Here is an 18,225-nt window from a genome sequence, read left to right as displayed (position 1 = left end):
GGATCACATGCCATCGGAATGGGCAGGTCAAGCGACTGGCGTTTTTTTCCAAGGCCCACGTGGCAAATGCTCGTGAAGTGGGCACATATTCCACAGGATGATCGGCTTTTGACGTCTCAAGACCCCAAAAATTCATCAAGGCTGCGGCCCGCCACCCGCCGCATGCGTGTCGGGCACGATCCCGAGACGACGCAGGGATTCGTCAATCCGCCGATCGTCCGCGGTTCGACCGTTCTCTTCCCGGACACCTCGACCATGCGGCGCCGGGCGCAAAAATATACCTACGGCTTGCGCGGGACGCCGACGCTGGACGCGCTCGAAGCGGCGATCGACGAGTTGGAGGGCTCGCACGGCACGATTCTCGTCCCATCGGGCCTCGCAGCCGTCTCGCTTCCGCTCCTCGCCTTCCTTGGGGCCGGCGATCACTGCCTTGTCGTCGACAGCGTCTACGGCCCGACACGCCTCTTCTGCGACACGATGCTGAAGCGCATGGGCGTCGAGACCGAGTATTTCCCGCCCGGCATCGGTGCGGGCCTTTCGCACCTCATGCGGCCGAACACGAAGGTCGTTTTCCTCGAAGCGCCTGGCTCGAACACGTTCGAGATGATGGACGTCGCTGAAGCCGCCGGAATCGCGCGCGCGGGCGGCGCCGTCAGCATGCTCGACAACACCTGGGCGACACCGCTCCTCTTCCGTCCGCTAGAGCATGGCGTCGACCTGTCGATCCATGCGCTTACAAAGTACCCCGGCGGCCATTCCGATCTTCTGATGGGCAGCGTCTCGGCGACGCGCGAGACCTTCGGCCGATTGCGGGACGCCCAGATGCAGCTCGGCATCAATGTTTCGGCCGAGGACGCCTATCTCGTGTTCCGCGGCCTGAAGACGATGGACCTGCGCATCCGGGCGCACGAACAGTCGACACTGGCGCTGGCGCGCTGGCTGGACGGCCACGAGGATGTCGCCCGCGTCCTCCATCCCGCCCTCCCCTCATTCCCCGGCCACGATCTCTGGCAACGCCAGTTCGACGGCTCGACGGGCCTCTTCAGCTTCGTCCTCCGAGGCGGCGGACGCGAGGAGGCGGCGGCGTTTCTCGATGCGCTCTCGCTCTTCGGCCTCGGCTATTCCTGGGGCGGGTTCGAGAGCCTCGCGCTGGAAGTCGACCTCACCGACCGGATCCATGCGACGGCTCCGACCGAAGGACCGATGATCCGGCTGCAGATCGGACTGGAGGACGTGGCCGATCTGCAGGCCGATCTCGAAGCGGGTTTTGCCGCCGTCCGCGCGATGAGTCGATAAGCATTCCCCGTTCGGCGGCTCGCTCTTTCGTGATGGCGAAGTGAGCGCCGCCGCCGGATGGATCGGTCGCGCCATCCGTATATCCGGGTATGCGCGACACGCGGACGACCGACGATCTATTCGCCCAGCTGGGGCCCCTGAAACGCTACGCCTTTTCGCTCACGCGCGACCGGGGCGAAGCGGAAGACCTCGTGCACGATGCGCTGGTCAAAGCGATCGAGCGCGAGCGCCAGTTCCGGCCGGGACGCAACGCCCGCTCCTGGCTCTTCTCGATCCTCCACAACACCTTCATCGACCGTCGCCGGGCTCGCGCGGTGCGAGCCGGCGTCGAGATGCCGAGCGATGCGTCGGTGGACGTCGCCCAGCCGGCCTCGCAGCACGACGCGCTCCGGCTACAGGATGTGCGCCGGTCCTTTCTGGCCCTGCCGGAGGAACAGCGCGCCGCGCTCCACCTGGTTGCGATCGAAGGCCTGTCCTACGAGGACGCCGCGACGGCGCTCGACATCCCGGTCGGCACGCTGGTGTCGCGCGTCTCGCGAGCGCGGGCGCAGCTGAGAGCGCTGGACGCGGACGAGGGAGACAATGTCGTGCGGTTCCGGGCGAAGGGAGGAAGCTCCGATGCATCCGTCTGATCCGATCCGCGACACCGACCTCGCCGCCTATGTCGACGGCCAGCTGCTGCCCGAGCGCCGGGCCGCGGTCGAGGCGTTCCTGTCGGAACACCCGGCCGACGCGGCGCGGGTCATGGCGGATCTGCGCCTCAACAGCGAACTTCGCCTCGCCCTTCCCCTGCCGGAGGGCGGCGCGGGACTTCGCGTCTCGCATGCGGCTCGTCTGCTGCAGGCGAGCCGGCTCCGGCGACGACTGGCGCCTCGAGTCGGCCGGATCGCGGCGCTCGGCCTCTTCGTGGCGATCGGCTGGACGGCGCATTCGCAGTTCGGCGCGCTCGGCGTCCGCGAAAGCGTCGCGTCGGTGCAGCCGCCGGCCTATGTCGAGGACGCGATCCGCGCGCATCGGACCAGCCAGTTGCGTGCCGGCATGGCCTCGCAGCCGGAGACCCGGCGTTACGATCCGGCGGAGATCCTCTCTGCCACAGCGATCCGCCTGCCGAAGCTGCCGGCCGACTGGGCGGTGAGCGACGTGCAGGTGTTTCCGTCCACCCACGGCCCGAGCGTCGAGGTGGCGCTGAAGACGCTTGGACAGGCGACGGTCTCGCTCTACGCCGTGCGGCCGGGCGGCTTCGATGTCGTGGACGCCTCGCTGGCTCCGGCCGGCGAAGCCGACACGGCCTATTGGCAGATCGGCGAGGTCGCCTACGCGCTCGTCTCGTCGGGTGTCGACCGTGATCGCCTCGGCCAGTGGGCCGGCGAGCTGTCGCGCACCCTCTACTGACCCCTTCCATCCTCAGGAGTACGATCCGATGAACACGCCCTTCCGGGGGTTCGGCGTCCGCGACACCGGCGCCTACCAATCCCAGGCTCTCTTCGACGAAGGCCTGCGCCAGCACATGCTGCGCGTCTTCAACTACATGGGCCTCGGCCTCGTCGTCACGGGCCTCGTGGCCTTCGTGGTCGGCAACACGCCGGCTCTGTATGTGCCGATCTTCCAGTCGCCGCTCAAATGGGTGGTGATGCTGGCGCCGCTCGCCTTCGTCCTCTTCTTCTCGTTCCGAATCCACGCCATCTCGGCGGCCACGGCGCAGGCGCTGTTCTGGGCCTTCTGCGCCACGATGGGCCTGTCGCTGTCGTCGATCTTCCTGGTCTTCACTGGCGCCAGCATCGCCAACACCTTCTTCATCGCCGCCGCCATGTTCGGCGCGACGAGCCTCTACGGCTACACGACGAAGCGTGACCTGACCCAGTTCGGCTCGCTCCTCATCATGGGCCTCATCGGCGTCGTGATCGCGAGCATCGTCAACATCTTCGTCGGCTCGTCGGCGCTTCAGTTCGCCATCTCGGTGATCGGCATCATCGTGTTCGTCGGTCTGACCGCCTGGGACACGCAGACGATCAAGGAACAATATGCCGAGAACCACGGTTCGGAGTCGCTCCAGAAGATGGCCGTGTTCGGTGCGCTGTCGCTGTTCCTGAACTTCATCAACATCTTTCAGCTCCTTCTGAACTTCACGGGCGAGCGCGAGTAGTCCGGCACAGCCGCCGACTTCCCTCCCCTTCAGACACGAGGTCAATTTATGGACACCAACGACCGTCAGGCCATCGAAGGCCTCTTCCAGAAGCTCGGCACGCTCGAGCGCGACATGCCGCAGCGCGATCCCGAGGCCGAGCGCTTCATCAACGATCAGGTCGAGCGCAATCCGGGTTCGCCCTACTACATGGCCCAGACCATCGTGATGCAGCAGATGGCACTGGAGAACCAGCAGCGCGAACTCGAGGCGATGCGCTCGCAGGCGGCGGACACGCGCTACGCCAGCCCGCAGAGCACCGGCAGCAGTGGCGGCGGCTTTCTGTCGCGCATGTTCGGCGGCGGCGACCAGTCCCGCCAGCCGGCAGCCGCCCCGATGGGTGCGCCGGGCGCGGCCGCCGGCCCCTGGGGCGGCCAGAGCCGCTACGGCGCGCCGCAGGGCCAGCCGGGCATGATGGGCCAACCGGGCATGCAGCCGGGCATGATGGGCGGCCGCGGCGGTGGCGGCTTCCTTGCCGGCGCAGCGCAGACCGCGATGGGTGTGGCCGGCGGCGTGCTGCTGGGCAACGCCATTGCCGGCATGTTCGACGGCAACGAGGCTCAGGCTGCCGAGGCGACCCCCGTGGACGAGCCGCAGGTCGAACAGACGGCCGACGAGGGCGGCTACTTTGACGACGGCGGCGGTTTCGACGAAGAAATCTGAGCCGCCAGCCGGTTCCTGTAAAACATTTACGAATTCGAGGCGCGATCCGTCGTAGGGTCGCGCCTCGTCATCTTCCGTACACGCCGCGCCCGCATGGTCCGGCAGCACCCACCCGGCACTCGCGAATGGCAGGCATGCGATGGAGGCTTTTCTCTCCGAACTCGGCGGACTGATCCAGGCGAACCCAGGCTGGGCGGCCCTGATCGTTGCCGTCATCTGTCTCGGCGAGTCGCTCGTGCTGGTCGGCCTCGTGATCCCCGCGACCGCCGTGATGCTGCTGATCGGCGGGCTGATGGGAACCGGCGTCATCGATCCGGTAGCGACCTTGATCGCGGCGGCCATCGGCGCCATCGTCGGCGACATCATCTCCTATTTTCTTGGCCGCTGGCTGGGGCCGGGCGTGGTGCACCGGCCTCCGCTGCGACGCTACCGGCATGCCGTGGCCAAGACGCGCCTGTTCTTCCGTCGCTACGGGTTCTGGGCAGTGTTCCTCGGGCGCTTCCTCGGGCCGATCCGCTCCACCGTGCCGCTCGTCGCCGGCATGATGGCCATGGACCAGAAGCGCTTCCAGATCGCCAACGTCCTGTCGGCCGTGGTCTGGGCCCCCGCGATGTTCGCGCCCGGCTGGCTCGGCATGAAGGGCGCGCAGGGCGTGACCCACATGTCCGCCACCGACGGCCTCCTGATCCTCGCCGCCGTCCTCGGCGTGACCGCAGTCGCCACGGTGATCGGCGGGCGCTACCTCGGGCGCGACCGGCGCGCCGAACGCAGTGCCCGGCGCCGCACCCTCCGCAATCCGACCTGACACGGGCTGGTTGCTCGCGGATGACCTCGATCGTCAAATGGGCCGTGGTCGGGACGGGTGCGATCGCCCGCCGCTTCTCGGCCGACATGCGCTACGCCAAGTGCGGACGCGTCGTCGCAATCGCCTCGCGGGAGGCCGAACGGGCTTGCGGGCTGGCTCGGGCGATCGGCCCGGGCGTGAAAGGCGACACGTTGGACGCCGTCCTCGCCGACCCTTCGATCCAGGCCGTCTATGTCGCAAGCCCAACGTCGGAGCACCGCGCCCACGCGCTGGCTGCCATCCAGGCCGGCAAGGCTGTGCTGGTCGAAAAGCCGCTGGCGTCCTCGGCGTCGGAAGCGGAGGAGATCGCCGAAGCCGCCCGGCTCGCCGGAGTCCTGTGCATGGAAGCGATGTGGATGCGCTTCACGCCGGGTGTGCTGACGGCAAAACGACTTGTCGACGAGGGGCGGATCGGCGAGCCTGTCGGCCTCGAAGCGTCCTTGTCATATCGCAACGCGTTCGATCCGGCCCACCGATTGTTCGACCCGCGGCTTGGCGGCGGGGCGCATCTCGACCTCGGCGTCTATCCTCTTTCGCTGGCGGTCCACCTGCTGGGGCTTCCCACCGACGTCGCGGTGAACGCCGTGCGCGCTCCAAACGGCGTGCCGATGGCCGGGGGACTCATCCTCGCCTATTCCGGCGCGGTGGCGACGCTCGGCTTCGGCTTCCTCGGTGAGGGAACGAACGGTGCGACCGTGACGGGCACGTCGGGACGCCTGCGCCTCGGGGCGCCCTTCTTGTGTCCCCCAGCCCTGTCACTGAAACGAACGGGTGCAGCGCCCGGCCCGTCAGGCACGGATGATCAGCCGCTCGGCCCCACACGACGCGGATGGAAGGGCGCGCTGCCGGCCGTGAAGGCAATGCTGCGCCCGCTTCGGGAACGGCCAATACCGACGCTCTATGAAGGCTCCGGGCTTCAGTATCAGGCGGATCACTTCGCCGACCTTCTGGCGAGCGGCGCGATCGACAGTCCGGTTATGCCGATGCGGCAATCGATCGAGGTCCTGCGCATCCTCGACCGCTTCGCCGTCACCGATCTAGTGTGAAACGGCGGAACAGGGTGCGCGCGACGCGCCAGATCGGTTGGGGCGAACGCGTATAGACGTGATGGGCGGCGATCAGCATCCACGGATGTCGTTGCCAGAACTCCGACATCGGCAGGACGAACGGGTTATCAGCGTCCCGCGCGGATCGCTCCACGATGTTTTCCATCTCCGCTCTCGAAGCCCCTCGTTCGGCGCCTTCGAGAAGGCCCGGCAAAGCCTCGGTTCCGGCCGCGAGGTAATCCCGACGATGCGTTAGCGCCGCGAACAGTCGCTCGGCGGCGTGCGCGGCAGTGCCGTCGAGCTGGCCACGTTCCGGCGCGAAGAGGCTGTCGAGTGACGGGTCGGCCAGTGGCGATAGAGCCTCCCGCCGGAACCAGAACATTGAGCCGGCGGCAAAGCGCTCCTCTTCGAGTTCCCGCAGCGTCAGGTCGAGGCCGAGGGCCGCGATCATCCGGCGCGTGATGCGGCCGTTGAGAACGATCCGGCCGCGAAGGCCGAGAAGGTGCGCCTCCGGGACCACGAGCCCGAGCGAAGGCAACGCCTCCATCGCCGCCAGTGGCGCGGGAACGCCGTCGCGGCCGGCCAGCAGCGAGCGTGTCAGGAAGCGCCGCCAGTCGTCACCGTCGTCGCGATGGACGGACTTCTTGGTGTGAAGCTTCAGACCGATGTCGAACCCGTCGCCCTCGGCCCGCAGCGCCTTCATGAAGGGCAGGACGTCGCGGCCGCGATTCTCGACGACGACCTGGCGCGTGAAGAGGACATGCGGGCTGTCGACCGCCGCCAGCGTCATTCCCGCGTCGCGACATGTCAGCACCAGCCCGAAGGGGCGCTGGAGGGCCGCAGCGAGATCGCGTGCCATCTCCTCCCACACGTCGGGATGATGCACATGGACGAAGACGATCGGAACGCCGGTCATCGCGGCGTCGCCGGCCGAACGGTCATGGGACGAAACCAGATCAAGCCTTGGCCGTCCCGAGGCGCTGGCCGGCGTATCGCTTCTGGCGGATCGGGCGCCACCAGTCGGGATGGTCGAGATACCAGCGGATGGTCTTCTCGAGCCCGGTCTCGAAGGTTTCCTCGGCGCGCCAGCCGAGTTCGTTCTCGATCCGGCTGGCGTCGATCGCATAGCGAAGGTCGTGTCCCGGACGGTCGGTGACGAAGTCGATCAATTCGCGCCGCGGCTCGCCATTGGGGAGCGGCGACAGGCGGTCGAGCGTGTCGCAGATCGTCTCGACGACGGCGAGGTTGGAGCGCTCGTTGCGCCCGCCGATGTTGTAGGACCGGCCGGGCTCGCCCCGGGTGACGACGAGCGCCAGGGCGCGGGCATGGTCGTCGACATAGAGCCAGTCGCGCACGTTCTCGCCCCGGCCGTAGACCGGCAGGCGCTGGCCCTCCAGCCCGTTCAGGATGACGAGCGGGATCAGCTTCTCGGGGAAGTGGTAGGGACCGTAGTTGTTCGAGCAGTTCGAGAGCACCACGGGCATGTGGTAGGTGTGGAACCAGGCCATCGCCAGGTGGTCGGACGCCGCCTTCGAGGCCGAGTAGGGCGAGGACGGCGCGTAGGGCGTGTCCTCGGTGAAGAGGCTGTCGTCGAGCGGCAGGTCGCCGTAGACCTCGTCGGTCGAGACGTGGTGAAAGCGGAAGGCTTCCCGCCGGTCGGCCGGCAGCTGCATCCAGTAGGCGCGCGCGGCTTCCAGAAGCTCGTAGGTGCCGACGATGTTGGTCTGGATGAAGTCGCCCGGCCCGTCGATCGAGCGGTCGACATGGCTTTCGGCCGCCAGATGCATGATCGCGTCGACCTGCTCCTCAGCAAGGAGATCGGCGACGAAGGCGCGGTCGCCGATGTCACCCTTCACGAAGCGGTAGCGCCGGTCGTTCTCGATCTCGGCTAGCGACGACAGGCTCGCGGCGTAGGTCAGCTTGTCGAGGTTGACGACGCTGTGGTCGGTGTCGCGGATCAGGTGGCGGCAGACCGCCGAGCCGATGAAGCCGGCGCCGCCGGTGACGAGGATCTTCATTTTGCGTTCTCCCCGAAGCGGAAGGGCGTCCTGATGTCGGCAAGGCGCGGTGCGGCCTCGTCCTTGGCGGAGAGGACCGGGTGCCGGCCCCTGAGCGGCCAGCTGATCGCGATGTCCGGGTCGTCGAAGCGGATCGAGCGGTCGTGCGCGCCGCTGTAGGGCGCCGACACCTTGTAGAAGACCTCGGTGTCGGGCTCGAGCGTCAGGAAGCCGTGGGCAAAGCCCGCTGGGACCAGGATCTGGTTGAAGGCGTCCGCCGACAGCTCCAGCGCGACCCATCGGGCAAAGGTCGGCGACCCCTCGCGAATGTCGACCGCGACGTCGAGGATGCGCCCGCGCAGCACGCGCACGAGCTTGTCCTGCGCGAACGGCGGCTCCTGGTAGTGCAGGCCGCGCAGCGTGAAGGCCTCGGCCGAGTAGGACTGGTTGTCCTGCATCCAGTCGATCTCGATGCCGTTCTCGCCGAGCCGCGCCCGGTTGAAGGTCTCGGAGAAGAAGCCCCGGTCGTCGCCGAACCGGCGCGGCACGATCTCCAGGATCTCCGGAATGTCCAGCTTTCGGACGTCGAGCATGGGCCACCCTTGCGGCATCGATGAGATGGCCACGCTTTTGCGTCATCGCCGGGCCGCCCGCAAGGGAGGCCGGCCCGCCGCCAAGAACGATCTGGCAAGTTCCGCCCTTGCGCGATAGAGAACGGCACGACCTGGGGCGTGGCGTATCGAGGAAGGCGGAGAGCGATGAAGGGTATCATCCTGGCAGGGGGCAGCGGCACGCGGCTGCACCCGATGACGCTGACGGCCTCCAAGCAGCTCCTGCCCGTCTACGACAAGCCGATGATCTACTATCCGCTGTCGACGCTCCTGCTGGCGGGCATCCGCGACATCCTGATCATCTCGACGCCGCACGACCTGCCGCGCTTCGAGGCGCTGCTGGGTTCGGGCGAGCGCTGGGGCGTGCGCTTCACCTATGCCGAGCAGCCGAGCCCGGACGGCCTGGCGCAGGCCTATCTCATCGGCGAAGAGTTCGTCGGCGGCGAGCCGTCGGCCCTGGTTCTCGGCGACAACCTCTTCTACGGCCACGGCCTGCCCGAACTCCTGCGCGCGGCGGCGGGCAAGAGCCAGGGCGCCAGCGTCTTCGCCTACCACGTCAACGATCCCGAGCGTTACGGCGTCGTCGCCTTCGACAAGGCGGGCCGCGCCACCACGATCGAGGAGAAGCCCCAGAACCCCGCCTCGAACTGGGCCGTCACCGGCCTCTATTTCTACGACGGGCGGGCGTCGGAGCTGGCGCGCGGCCTCAGGCCCTCGCCGCGCGGCGAGCTCGAGATCACCGACCTCAACCGGCTCTATCTCGAAGAGGGCTCGCTCAGCGTCCAGTGCATGGGGCGGGGCTTTGCCTGGCTCGACACCGGCACACCGGACTCGCTTCTGGAGGCGGCCGAGTTCGTGCGCACGCTGGAGCACCGCCAGGGCTTCAAGATCGCCTGCCCCGAGGAGATCGCCTTCAACCTCGGCTTCATCGACGCCGACCAGCTGGAGCGCCTCGGCCGGGAACTCGGCAAGAGCACCTACGGCATCTACCTCCAGAAGATCGCCCGGCAGTCCCGCGACTGACCGACACCACCCGGCTTGTGCGCCGGCACGCCCGCAAGGTATCAGGACCGGCCGCAAGACAGGGGCCGGGTCTGACCCGTTCGAACGACGATGGCCGACGCCGCCGCCAAGGGGTGTCGTGAAGGACAAGACGCGTGAAAGCAGCCACCAGCGCCCGGACCTGGGTCACCGACGGCCACCAGGACCGCGCGGCCATGCTTCGCGCGGCCGGCGCGGACTTCCTCGCCGGGCTGCGCATGCACGAGCTGTGGCTCTTCCTCGGCTGGCGAGACGTCCAGAAGCACTACAGCCGTTCGGTGCTCGGCCCCCTCTGGCTGACGCTCTCGATGGGCGTCATGGTGGCGGGCCTCGGCGTTCTCTACTCGCAGATCTTCCGGCAAGACATCAGCTCCTACCTGCCATTCCTGGCGATCGGCTTCATCATGTGGGGTCTGATCTCCGGCCTCATCACAGGTGCCTGCGACATCTACTCGTCGGCTGCCGCCTCCGTGCGGCAGGTGCGGATGCCGCTCAGCGTCTACGTCTTCCAGTTCGTCTGGCGCCAGCTGCTGACCTTCGGCCACAACTTCGTCATCTACATCCTCGTCGCGATCATCTTCGGCATCTGGCCCGGCGTGACGGGCCTCCTGTTCTTCCCGGCGCTGCTGATCCTGATCCTCAACGGCGTCTTCGCCGGCATGATTCTCGGACCGCTCTGCGCCCGTTTCCGCGACATTCCTCTGATCATCGCGAGCGTCGTCCAGGTCGTGTTCTTCATGACGCCGATCCTGTGGAGCTCGCACATGCTGCCGGACCGGGCCGTGCTCCTCGCGATCAACCCGTTCTACCACCTCATCGAGATCCTGCGCGATCCGCTGCTCGGCCAGCCGGCGCTCTTGCAGAACTGGCTGGCCTGCATCGCCCTGACGATCGTCACGGGGACGGTGGCCGTCCTCTTCTTCGCGCGCTTCCGCGCCCGCATCGCCTACTGGGCCTGACCGTCATGGCGTCGATCACCTTCGAGAACGTCAGCGTCGACATTCCGGTCTTCAATGCGACCAACCGGTCGCTGAAGAACAACATCATCTCGGCGGCCACCGGCGGTCAGATCAGTCCGCGCGACACCAAGCGGATGAGCGTGCGGGCGATCGACGGCCTGAACCTGCGCCTCGACCACGGCACGCGGGTCGGTCTCGTCGGCCACAACGGCGCGGGCAAGTCGACCATGCTGCGCGTCATGGCCGGCATCTACGCGCCGACCGGCGGGCGCGTCGTCGTCGAGGGCGACGTCGCCCCGATGTTCGACCTCGCCTTCGGCATGGATCCCGACGCCACCGGCTGGGACAACATCATCCTGCGCGGTCGGCTCCTCGGCTTTTCCAAGTCCGAAATCCGCAAGCGCATGGATGAGATCGGCGCGGTCAGCGACCTCGGCGGCTTCCTCGACATGCCGATGCGCACCTACTCCACCGGCATGGCGACCCGCCTCGCCTTCGCGGTATCGACCTCGATCCGGCCCGACATCCTCCTGATCGACGAGGGCATCGGCGCGGGCGATGCGGCCTTCATCCAGCAGGCGAAGGAGCGCATGCGCTCGTTCATCGGCGAAGCTGGCCTCCTCGTGCTCGCCTCGCACTCCGACGACCTCCTGCGCCAATGGTGCACGACCGCGCTGTGGATGGAGCACGGCCGGATGCGCATGCACGGGCCGATCGAGGAGGTGCTAGCCGCCTACCAGGCGTCGCTGCACGGCTGACCTCCGTCGCGCGGACACTGTTCGACGCCGAGAACACGCCCCCGGTTCCGTTGGAATTTGCCACATGGTCGGGTTCCCGCGGCGATACCGACCCGCGCGACGCGACCGCAATCAGCGCAAACGCAGCACCATGCGCCAGCCGGCCCGCATGATGCGGAATACCCCAATTCGCTCGAGGAACTGGGACCGCTCGAAGGATCGCAGGGCCCGCAGCCGGATCCGGGCGCGGCGCTGCATCCCCTGCGGCAGGAACGGAATGATGTGCTGCAGATCGGCAACCGACCGATCGTAGAGCGCTCGGTCACGGAGCATCGCAGCCCGCTGAAGCTCCCCGAAGACCGTCATGTAGAAGCGCTGTGCGATGATCGTCTTCCACTGCGGCATTAGTGGCATGTCGGAATTGTCGAAGTCGTTGTAGAGCTTCTCGAAATAGATCATCCGCGAACGGGCCATCCGCGGCGAATACGACGTCGAACCGGTGTAGATGCACCAGTAGGATAGCGACTTCGGCAGGAACACGTTGTCCCATCCCGCGTAGAACAGCCGGATGAAAAGGTCGTCGTCCTCGTAGCCGCTGAGGCGTTCGTCGAAGCGGCCGACGTCCTCGAACGCCTCGCGCGCGATCAGCGAGGCCGACGGAAGGATGAACATGTCCTCGGAAAGGCAGCGCGCCAGCTGGGTCTTCGGATGCTCTTGCGGCAGCATCTGGAGCATGCAGCGATTGCGGACGCGACCGAAGCGGTCGCATTCGTCGAGATCGCTGTAGACCCATCCGAGCTTGAAGCGATCTCCCGCCTCGAACGGCTTGATCAGTTCCTCGATGTGGTTGGGATACCAGCCGTCGTCCTGGTCCAGAAGCGCGATGAGACGGCTCGTGGAATGGGTGACCGCAAAATTGCGTGCCGAAGACTGGCCGCCGTTCTCCTTCTTCAAGAGGCGGATTGACGGGTGTTCCTCGGCGAGGCGCTCGACGATCGCCGCGCCGCCATCGGTCGATCCGTCGTCCACGACGATGAATTCGTCCGGCTTGCGGGTCTGCGACAGGACCGTCCGGATCGAACGTTCGATGAATTCCGCGCCGTTATACAGCGCGATGATGGCAACGACGGAATACGGGGATCCGCCAGCAGCCTCGGAGGTCACGGTCAAACGAACTGTCTCGCCAAATACTCAACTGACCGCAGCGTTTCTCACGTTTCGGGCAAAATTGAAATCGCGACGCCTCGGTGGGCGCCGCGAACGTCCAACCATGGTTGCCAGAAACGATGCTGACCGAAGGTCGGAACCGGCCTCCCCCTCATCTCCAGAGGCGATGGACTCAGCGGATCGCCAACCCTTGCGCGTCGAAGCGGTGCATCCGCCCCTCCTCCGGCGTCAGCCAGACCGTGTCGCCGTGGCCGACGCGGAAGTCGCCGGGCGAACGCGCCGTGACCATCTCGCCGGAATCCATCTTCACGTGGACGAACGTGTCCGAGCCGAGATGCTCGGAGACACCGGCCGTGCCCTTCAGCGCGCCGCCCGTCGTCGACAGCGTGAAATGCTCGGGCCGCACGCCGACGGTCGCCGCGCCGTGCTGGCTCGCATACGCACCGGCCAGGAAGTTCATCTTCGGCGATCCGATGAAGCCGGCGACGAAGAGGTTGCGGGGGTTGGCGTAGAGTTCGAGCGGCGATCCGACCTGCTCGATGTTGCCGCGGTTGAGCACCACGATCTTGTCGGCCATCGTCATCGCCTCGACCTGGTCGTGCGTGACATAGATCATCGTCGTCTTCAGCTGCGCATGCAGCTCGGAGATTTCGAGCCGCATGTTGACGCGCAACGCCGCGTCGAGGTTCGACAGAGGCTCGTCGAACAGGAAGCCCTTCGGCTCGCGCACGATGGCGCGCCCGATCGCCACGCGCTGGCGCTGGCCGCCCGACAGCTCGCGCGGACGACGGTTGAGGTAATCGGTGAGGTTGAGCGTCGAGGCCGCGGCCTGCACCTTCTTCTCGATCGCTGCCTTGTCCATCCCGGCCATCTTCAGCGGGAAGCCGATATTGGCCGCGACGCTCATGTGCGGATAGAGCGCGTAGGACTGGAACACCATGGCGAGGCCGCGCTTGGCCGGCGGGGCCTCGGTGACGTCCTTCCCGTCGATCACGATCGATCCGCCGGACACGTCCTCCAGCCCTGCGATCAGGCGGAGCAGCGTGGACTTGCCGCAGCCGGACGGGCCGACGAAGACGACGAACTCGCCGTCGCGGATCTCGAGGTCGATCCCGGGAATGATCACGGCGTCGCCGAAGCGCTTTTGGACGTTCTTGAGGGTGATGGCACTCATGTCTGGATCTCCCGAAACGGCTTCTTACTTCACGGCGCCGAAGGTCAGGCCGCGGACGAGCTGCTTCTGGGAGAACCAGCCGATGATGAGGATGGGCGCAATGGCGAGCGTCGAGGCCGCCGAAAGCTTGGCGTAGAAGTTGCCCTGCGGACTCGAGAAGGAGGCGATGAAGGCCGTCAGCGGGGCCGCGTTCGTCGTCGTCAGGAGCAGCGTCCAGAACGCCTCGTTCCAGGCGAGGATGACATTGAGAAGCACCGTCGAGGCGATGCCAGGCAGCGCCATCGGCGCCAGCACCCGGAAGAGCTCCTGCCGGAGGTTCGCGCCGTCCATGCGCGCGGCTTCCAGAATCTCGCCGGGGATCTCCTTGAAGTAGGTGTAGAGCATCCAGACGATGATCGGCAGGTTGATCAGGAAGAGGATCACGATCAGGCCGAAGCGACTGTCGAGGAGACCGAAGTTGCGGAACAGGATCGTCACCGGCACCAGCGCGCCAACGGCCGGCATCATCTTCGTCGACAGCATCCAGAGCAGTACGCCCCGGGTCTTCGGCGTCGGCGAGAAGGCCATCGCCCAAGCCGCGGGAATCGCGAAGATGAGGCCGAGCGCCGTCGAGCCGAGCGACAGGTAGACCGAGTTCAGGAGGAAGGCGAAGTAGTTCCGCTGCTCCTGGATCGCGACGTAGTTCTCGGTCGTCCAGTTGAAGAACATGAACTTCGGCGGGATCGAGATCGCGTCGAGCTCGGTCTTGAACGAGGTCAGAACCGTCCAGAGGATCGGAAAGAAGATCAGGAGACCGACGGCCCAGGCGAGCACCGTCATGCCGATCTTGCGCTGGGTGGAAACGCGGCGCGCCATATCAGGCCTCCAGATTCTTGCCGACGAGGCGCACGAGGAAGATGGAAACGATGTTGGCGAGCACGACGGCGACGATGCCGCCGGCCGACGCCGTACCGACATCCCCTTCCAGCGAGATGATCGAGGCGATCAGGAACGGCAGGTTCGACGAGGACACGCCGCCGCCGGTCGTCACGAAGATCTCCGCGTAGACCGACAGAAGGAAGATGGTCTGGATCAGGATCACGACGGTGATCGCGCGCTTCATATGCGGCAGGGTGATGTACCAGAAGATAGACAGCGCCTTCGCCCCGTCCATCTCGGCGGCTTCCTTCTGGTCCTCGGAAAGCGACTGCAGCGAGGTGAGGAGGATCAGCGTCGCGAACGGAAGCCACTGCCAGGCGACGATGATGATGATCGACAGGAGCGGGTAGTTGGTCAGCCAGTCGATCGGCGGCAGGCCGATCGCGGTGAGCCCCTGCGCGATGACGCCATAGACCGGGTTCATCATCATGTTCTTCCAGACGAGCGCCGCCACCGTCGGCATGACGAAGAACGGTGCGAGGACCAGAAGGCGCACCGGCGACTGGCCGAAGAACTGCTGGTCGAGAAGGAGCGCGATCAAGGTGCCGCCGATGACGGTGATGCACAGCACTCCCGCGACGAGGATCAGCGTGTTCTGGAAGGCGCTGATGAAGCGCGGGTCGGTCAGGAAGTAGGTGTAGTTCTCGATCCCGATGAAAGGCGTCAGCGGGTCGTAGAACGTATAGCGGAGCGTCGAGAACCAGAGCGTCAGCGCCAGCGGCACGATCATCCAGATGAAGAGCGCGATGACGGACGGCGCCATCATCAGGCGCGCTGCGGACCGTGTGTGCGTTGTCGCCATGGGATCGCTCCGAAAAAGGCCGTTGCTGCGCGACGAACCGGACCCGTGCGGTCGGCGTCCAGCGCGGCGACGGGAAATTCTTACGGGGAAGCGGATGCGGCGCGGCCGTTCGGGCCGCGCCTGCCGTCCGAAACTCGGAAGGCTCCTCGGCTTGAGAGCCGGGGAGCCCGAGGCGGCTTACTTGATGTAGCCGGCGCGCGTCATTTCGCGGGTGGCCTGCGCCTGGGCGGCGGCCAGCGCCTGGTCGACGCTCTGCTGACCGGACAGCGCCGCGGCCATCACCTGACCGACCGCGGTGCCGAGACCCTGGAACTCGGGGATCGCGGCGAACTGCAGGCCGACATAGGGCTTGTCCGGACCGGCCGACGGGTCGGCCTTGTTGATCGCGGCCAGCGTCTGCGCGGCGAAGGGCGCGGCCTTCGTGTAGTTCTCGTTCGCGTAGAGCGAGGAGCGCGTGCCCGGAGGAACATTCGCCCAGCCCTCTTTCGACGCCACGAGTTCGGCGTAGGCCTTCGAGGTCGCCCAGGAGATGAAGGTCTCGGCGGCCTCCTTCTTCTGCGACGAAGCCGGGATGCCGAGCGACCAGGCCCAGAGCCAGTTCGCACCCTCGTTCGGGCAGTTGTCCGTGCCGCAGGGCGCCGGCGCGAAGCCCACCTTGTCGGCCACCTGGCTCTGCTTCGGATCGGTCACGAACGAGGCGGCGACGGTGGCGTCCATCCACATGCCGCACTTGCCCTGGCCGAACAGCGAGAGGTTCTCGTTGAAGCCGTTGGCGGCGGCGCCCGGAGGTCCGTACTTCGTCATCAGGTCGACGTAGAGGGTGACGGCCTTCTTCCAGCCTTCGCTCTCGAACTGCGGCTTCCAGGACGCATCGAAGTAGTTCGCCCCGAACTCGCGCGCCATGTTGCCGAGGAAGGCCATGTTCTCGCCCCAGCCCGGCTTGCCACGCAGGCAGATGCCGTAGACGCCGGCATTCTTGTCCGTCATCTTCTCGGCGGCCTGCGAGATGAAGTCCCAGGTCGGCTTCTCGGGCATCGTCAGCCCGGCCTTCTCGAGGAGATCCTTGCGATAGAGCGTCATCACGCTCTCGGCGTAGAACGGCGCGGCGTAGAGCTTGCCGTCGGTGGACAGCGCCGCGCGGATCGGCGGCAGGAGATCGTCGGCATCGTACTCGGTGCCGAGATTGTCGAGTGGCGCCAGCCACTGCTGCTTCGACCAGATCGGAACCTCGTAGGTGCCGATTGTCATGATGTCGAACTGCCCGCCCTTGGTGGCGATGTCGGTCGTCACGCGCTGACGCAGGATGTTCTCTTCCAGGGTGACCCAGTTCACCTGAATATCTGGGTGAGCCTTGGTGAACTCACCCGTCAGACCCTGCATGCGGATCATGTCGCTGTTATTGACCGTGCCGATCGTCAGCGTCGTCTGCGCCTGCGCCGGCAGCGCGACCGAAGCGGCAAGCGCCATGGCGCCGGCAATCCAAAACCGTTGGTTCATCGTCAGAAGCCTCCCAGCCCCACATGGGCAAATACCCACTCTGCGAGCAAATTCTCACCCGTATGCGCAGGTGTCAAATGATTCACACGCTGCAATGCAGCGTATCCCACGGACTTTCCCGCCCGGCGCCCTCCCCCGCGCCGCCTTCAATTCCCGACCAGGGCGGATGCAGTGATCTCGTCGGTGATGAGCCCGCCGATCAGACCCCCTTTCAGGGCCGCGAGGATACTGTCGCGTTTCGACGCACCCATCGCGACGCCGATCACTTCGGTTCCGGCGGCAAGAGGGAACGGCGGGCTGACCACGCGCTTGTTGAAGGCGCAGTCGAGAATCCGTCCGTCGGCATCGTAGACCCAGCCGACGACCTCACCGATGCCGCCGGTCGCCACGAGTTCGTCCCGCTCCGATTCGGAGATGAAGCGGTCCATCAGGAGCTGCGCCTGCGGGCCGACCTCGCCGATGCCGACGAAGGCGATATCGGCCTGGCGGGCCAGTTGCAGCGATGCCTGGACGACCTTCTGCTGATGTAGAAGCGCGCGCTCCTGCGGCGAGGTCGCGACCACCGGCAGTGGCATCGGGTAGTGGGCTGCATCGATCTTGTCGGCGAGCGAGAAGATCACGTTGTAGATCGCGGCCGAGCCATCCGGCGCGATGTTGCCCGTAAGCGAGACCAGTCGATGTTGCGGACACTTCATCCGCGGCAGGCTTTCCACAGCCGCGCGGAGCGTCCGCCCGGTTCCGACGCCGATCACCAGCGGATCGGGGCGCAGGAGCGTGCGCTCCAGCCGGGCCGCGCAGGCTTCCGCGATGCCAAGGGTCGTCGAGGGCGATTCGGGGTCCGACGGCACCACTTCGGCGGAGCGCAGGCCGAAGCGCTCCACCAGTCGGGCGCCGAGTTCAAGGCAGGCGGCGATGGGATGGTCGATGCGAACCTTGACGAGCCCGGCCGACACCGACAGCGACACGAGGCGCTGGGCGCCCTGCCGCGAAATGCCGAGCTTGACGGCGATCTCCTCCTGCGTGTTGCCCGCGATGTAGTAGAGCCAGCCGGCGCGCGCCGCGTCGTCGAGACGGGCCGAAGCCTCCTCCGTCGCCTTGCTCATCCCCGCCTGCTCCCTCGTCATGATGCCGGGCGCTACGCCGACCGTCCTCCGTCGCCGGAGATGCAGGTCCCGCATCCCATCGCCCGGCCGCGTTCATGGGCAGAATATCGCATCGACGGCCTCTGGCATCTTGGAATCTCGCGCATTTCGCGCATTCTGATGCTGCACAGCAGCGAGGAGACGGGGCG

Annotated in this window: 19 protein-coding genes; 10 read left to right on the top strand and 9 right to left on the bottom strand. The window is 66.6% G+C overall.

The window, feature by feature from the left end:
- Nucleotides 1-162 precede the first annotated feature (162 nt).
- The 7 genes from metC (at nucleotide 163) to ACLNGM_RS12495 (ending at nucleotide 6,031) form a co-directional block, all read left to right on the top strand.
- The gene (gene metC / locus ACLNGM_RS12525; RefSeq protein WP_416355168.1) at nucleotides 163-1,296 is read left to right on the top strand and encodes a cystathionine beta-lyase; all 1,134 of its coding nucleotides are present in this window, start codon (nucleotides 163-165) and stop codon (nucleotides 1,294-1,296) included.
- A gap of 89 nt (nucleotides 1,297-1,385) precedes the next feature.
- A complete protein-coding gene (locus ACLNGM_RS12520) occupies nucleotides 1,386-1,928 on the top strand; it encodes a sigma-70 family RNA polymerase sigma factor (protein ID WP_416355167.1) in 543 nt (180 codons plus the stop codon).
- Nucleotides 1,915-2,688: an anti-sigma factor family protein gene (locus ACLNGM_RS12515; RefSeq protein ID WP_416355166.1), complete on the top strand. Its 774-nt coding sequence runs from the start codon at nucleotides 1,915-1,917 to the stop codon at nucleotides 2,686-2,688. The genes ACLNGM_RS12520 and ACLNGM_RS12515 overlap by 14 nt, the downstream gene beginning before the upstream one ends.
- Nucleotides 2,689-2,716: 28 nt before the next feature.
- Nucleotides 2,717-3,439, top strand: coding sequence for a Bax inhibitor-1/YccA family protein (locus ACLNGM_RS12510; RefSeq protein WP_055886702.1), 723 nt, complete (start codon nucleotides 2,717-2,719; stop codon nucleotides 3,437-3,439).
- A 48-nt stretch (nucleotides 3,440-3,487) separates the two neighbouring features.
- Nucleotides 3,488-4,141, top strand: coding sequence for a DUF2076 domain-containing protein (locus ACLNGM_RS12505; protein ID WP_416355165.1), 654 nt, complete (start codon nucleotides 3,488-3,490; stop codon nucleotides 4,139-4,141).
- Between the two features lie 139 nt (nucleotides 4,142-4,280).
- Nucleotides 4,281-4,946, top strand: a complete 666-nt coding sequence (locus ACLNGM_RS12500; protein ID WP_090966013.1) for a DedA family protein — start codon at nucleotides 4,281-4,283, stop codon at nucleotides 4,944-4,946.
- A 20-nt stretch (nucleotides 4,947-4,966) separates the two neighbouring features.
- A complete protein-coding gene (locus ACLNGM_RS12495) occupies nucleotides 4,967-6,031 on the top strand; it encodes a Gfo/Idh/MocA family protein (RefSeq protein WP_416355164.1) in 1,065 nt (354 codons plus the stop codon).
- On the opposite strand, the gene ACLNGM_RS12490 is transcribed toward ACLNGM_RS12495, so the two are convergent.
- The 3 genes from ACLNGM_RS12490 to rfbC are packed head-to-tail and all read right to left on the bottom strand — an operon-like array spanning nucleotide 6,015 to nucleotide 8,621.
- Nucleotides 6,015-6,947, bottom strand: coding sequence for a rhamnan synthesis F family protein (locus tag ACLNGM_RS12490; RefSeq protein ID WP_416355163.1), 933 nt, complete (start codon nucleotides 6,945-6,947; stop codon nucleotides 6,015-6,017). The two genes, ACLNGM_RS12495 and ACLNGM_RS12490, sit on opposite strands and share 17 nt — an antisense overlap.
- A gap of 40 nt (nucleotides 6,948-6,987) precedes the next feature.
- The gene (gene rfbB / locus ACLNGM_RS12485) at nucleotides 6,988-8,049 is read right to left on the bottom strand and encodes a dTDP-glucose 4,6-dehydratase (RefSeq protein WP_090966019.1); all 1,062 of its coding nucleotides are present in this window, start codon (nucleotides 8,047-8,049) and stop codon (nucleotides 6,988-6,990) included.
- A complete protein-coding gene (rfbC, locus tag ACLNGM_RS12480) occupies nucleotides 8,046-8,621 on the bottom strand; it encodes a dTDP-4-dehydrorhamnose 3,5-epimerase (protein ID WP_416355162.1) in 576 nt (191 codons plus the stop codon). The genes rfbB and rfbC overlap by 4 nt, the downstream gene beginning before the upstream one ends.
- 165 nt (nucleotides 8,622-8,786) lie before the next feature.
- Between rfbC and rfbA the strand changes: the two genes are divergently transcribed.
- From rfbA to ACLNGM_RS12465, 3 genes are all read left to right on the top strand, one after another.
- Nucleotides 8,787-9,662 carry a glucose-1-phosphate thymidylyltransferase RfbA gene (gene rfbA / locus ACLNGM_RS12475; RefSeq protein WP_416355161.1) on the top strand — a complete coding sequence of 292 codons (876 nt, stop codon included), beginning with the start codon at nucleotides 8,787-8,789 and terminating at the stop codon, nucleotides 9,660-9,662.
- 134 nt (nucleotides 9,663-9,796) lie between these two features.
- Nucleotides 9,797-10,639: an ABC transporter permease gene (locus ACLNGM_RS12470; RefSeq protein ID WP_416355160.1), complete on the top strand. Its 843-nt coding sequence runs from the start codon at nucleotides 9,797-9,799 to the stop codon at nucleotides 10,637-10,639.
- A gap of 5 nt (nucleotides 10,640-10,644) precedes the next feature.
- The gene (locus tag ACLNGM_RS12465; RefSeq protein ID WP_416355159.1) at nucleotides 10,645-11,397 is read left to right on the top strand and encodes an ABC transporter ATP-binding protein; all 753 of its coding nucleotides are present in this window, start codon (nucleotides 10,645-10,647) and stop codon (nucleotides 11,395-11,397) included.
- Between the two features lie 111 nt (nucleotides 11,398-11,508).
- Here the strand turns inward: ACLNGM_RS12465 and ACLNGM_RS12460 are convergent, their stop codons facing one another.
- From ACLNGM_RS12460 to ACLNGM_RS12435, 6 genes are all read right to left on the bottom strand, one after another.
- A complete protein-coding gene (locus ACLNGM_RS12460) occupies nucleotides 11,509-12,540 on the bottom strand; it encodes a glycosyltransferase family 2 protein (RefSeq protein WP_416358440.1) in 1,032 nt (343 codons plus the stop codon).
- A gap of 175 nt (nucleotides 12,541-12,715) precedes the next feature.
- Nucleotides 12,716-13,717, bottom strand: coding sequence for an ABC transporter ATP-binding protein (locus ACLNGM_RS12455; RefSeq protein ID WP_416355158.1), 1,002 nt, complete (start codon nucleotides 13,715-13,717; stop codon nucleotides 12,716-12,718).
- Between the two features lie 24 nt (nucleotides 13,718-13,741).
- Complete coding sequence (locus tag ACLNGM_RS12450) at nucleotides 13,742-14,572, bottom strand: carbohydrate ABC transporter permease (RefSeq protein WP_416355157.1); 831 nt, start codon at nucleotides 14,570-14,572, stop codon at nucleotides 13,742-13,744.
- A gap of 1 nt (nucleotide 14,573) precedes the next feature.
- Nucleotides 14,574-15,437 (bottom strand): carbohydrate ABC transporter permease, encoded by an 864-nt coding sequence (locus ACLNGM_RS12445; protein WP_090960254.1) that lies wholly within the window; start codon nucleotides 15,435-15,437, stop codon nucleotides 14,574-14,576.
- Nucleotides 15,438-15,614: 177 nt separating this feature from the next.
- Nucleotides 15,615-16,934: an ABC transporter substrate-binding protein gene (locus tag ACLNGM_RS12440; protein WP_416355156.1), complete on the bottom strand. Its 1,320-nt coding sequence runs from the start codon at nucleotides 16,932-16,934 to the stop codon at nucleotides 15,615-15,617.
- 146 nt (nucleotides 16,935-17,080) lie between these two features.
- A complete protein-coding gene (locus ACLNGM_RS12435) occupies nucleotides 17,081-18,037 on the bottom strand; it encodes a sugar-binding transcriptional regulator (protein ID WP_416355155.1) in 957 nt (318 codons plus the stop codon).
- Nucleotides 18,038-18,225 lie beyond the last annotated feature (188 nt).

This window comes from Aureimonas phyllosphaerae (genome assembly GCF_047943035.1).
Taxonomy (GTDB): domain Bacteria; phylum Pseudomonadota; class Alphaproteobacteria; order Rhizobiales; family Rhizobiaceae; genus Aureimonas; species Aureimonas phyllosphaerae.
This window is presented reverse-complemented; position numbering and strand designations above follow the sequence as displayed.

What these genes read in the sequence shown, in the direction of transcription:
- metC (WP_416355168.1), top strand. Translation starts at nt 163, where the DNA reads ATGCGTGTCGGGCACGATCCCGAGACGACGCAGGGATTCGTCAATCCG.
- ACLNGM_RS12520 (WP_416355167.1), top strand. Translation starts at nt 1,386, where the DNA reads ATGCGCGACACGCGGACGACCGACGATCTATTCGCCCAGCTGGGGCCC.
- ACLNGM_RS12515 (WP_416355166.1), top strand. Translation starts at nt 1,915, where the DNA reads ATGCATCCGTCTGATCCGATCCGCGACACCGACCTCGCCGCCTATGTC.
- ACLNGM_RS12510 (WP_055886702.1), top strand. Translation starts at nt 2,717, where the DNA reads ATGAACACGCCCTTCCGGGGGTTCGGCGTCCGCGACACCGGCGCCTAC.
- ACLNGM_RS12505 (WP_416355165.1), top strand. Translation starts at nt 3,488, where the DNA reads ATGGACACCAACGACCGTCAGGCCATCGAAGGCCTCTTCCAGAAGCTC.
- ACLNGM_RS12500 (WP_090966013.1), top strand. Translation starts at nt 4,281, where the DNA reads ATGGAGGCTTTTCTCTCCGAACTCGGCGGACTGATCCAGGCGAACCCA.
- ACLNGM_RS12495 (WP_416355164.1), top strand. Translation starts at nt 4,967, where the DNA reads ATGACCTCGATCGTCAAATGGGCCGTGGTCGGGACGGGTGCGATCGCC.
- ACLNGM_RS12490 (WP_416355163.1), bottom strand. Translation starts at nt 6,947, where the DNA reads ATGACCGGCGTTCCGATCGTCTTCGTCCATGTGCATCATCCCGACGTG.
- rfbB (WP_090966019.1), bottom strand. Translation starts at nt 8,049, where the DNA reads ATGAAGATCCTCGTCACCGGCGGCGCCGGCTTCATCGGCTCGGCGGTC.
- rfbC (WP_416355162.1), bottom strand. Translation starts at nt 8,621, where the DNA reads ATGCTCGACGTCCGAAAGCTGGACATTCCGGAGATCCTGGAGATCGTG.
- rfbA (WP_416355161.1), top strand. Translation starts at nt 8,787, where the DNA reads ATGAAGGGTATCATCCTGGCAGGGGGCAGCGGCACGCGGCTGCACCCG.
- ACLNGM_RS12465 (WP_416355159.1), top strand. Translation starts at nt 10,645, where the DNA reads ATGGCGTCGATCACCTTCGAGAACGTCAGCGTCGACATTCCGGTCTTC.
- ACLNGM_RS12455 (WP_416355158.1), bottom strand. Translation starts at nt 13,717, where the DNA reads ATGAGTGCCATCACCCTCAAGAACGTCCAAAAGCGCTTCGGCGACGCC.
- ACLNGM_RS12450 (WP_416355157.1), bottom strand. Translation starts at nt 14,572, where the DNA reads ATGGCGCGCCGCGTTTCCACCCAGCGCAAGATCGGCATGACGGTGCTC.
- ACLNGM_RS12445 (WP_090960254.1), bottom strand. Translation starts at nt 15,437, where the DNA reads ATGGCGACAACGCACACACGGTCCGCAGCGCGCCTGATGATGGCGCCG.
- ACLNGM_RS12440 (WP_416355156.1), bottom strand. Translation starts at nt 16,934, where the DNA reads ATGAACCAACGGTTTTGGATTGCCGGCGCCATGGCGCTTGCCGCTTCG.
- ACLNGM_RS12435 (WP_416355155.1), bottom strand. Translation starts at nt 18,037, where the DNA reads ATGAGCAAGGCGACGGAGGAGGCTTCGGCCCGTCTCGACGACGCGGCG.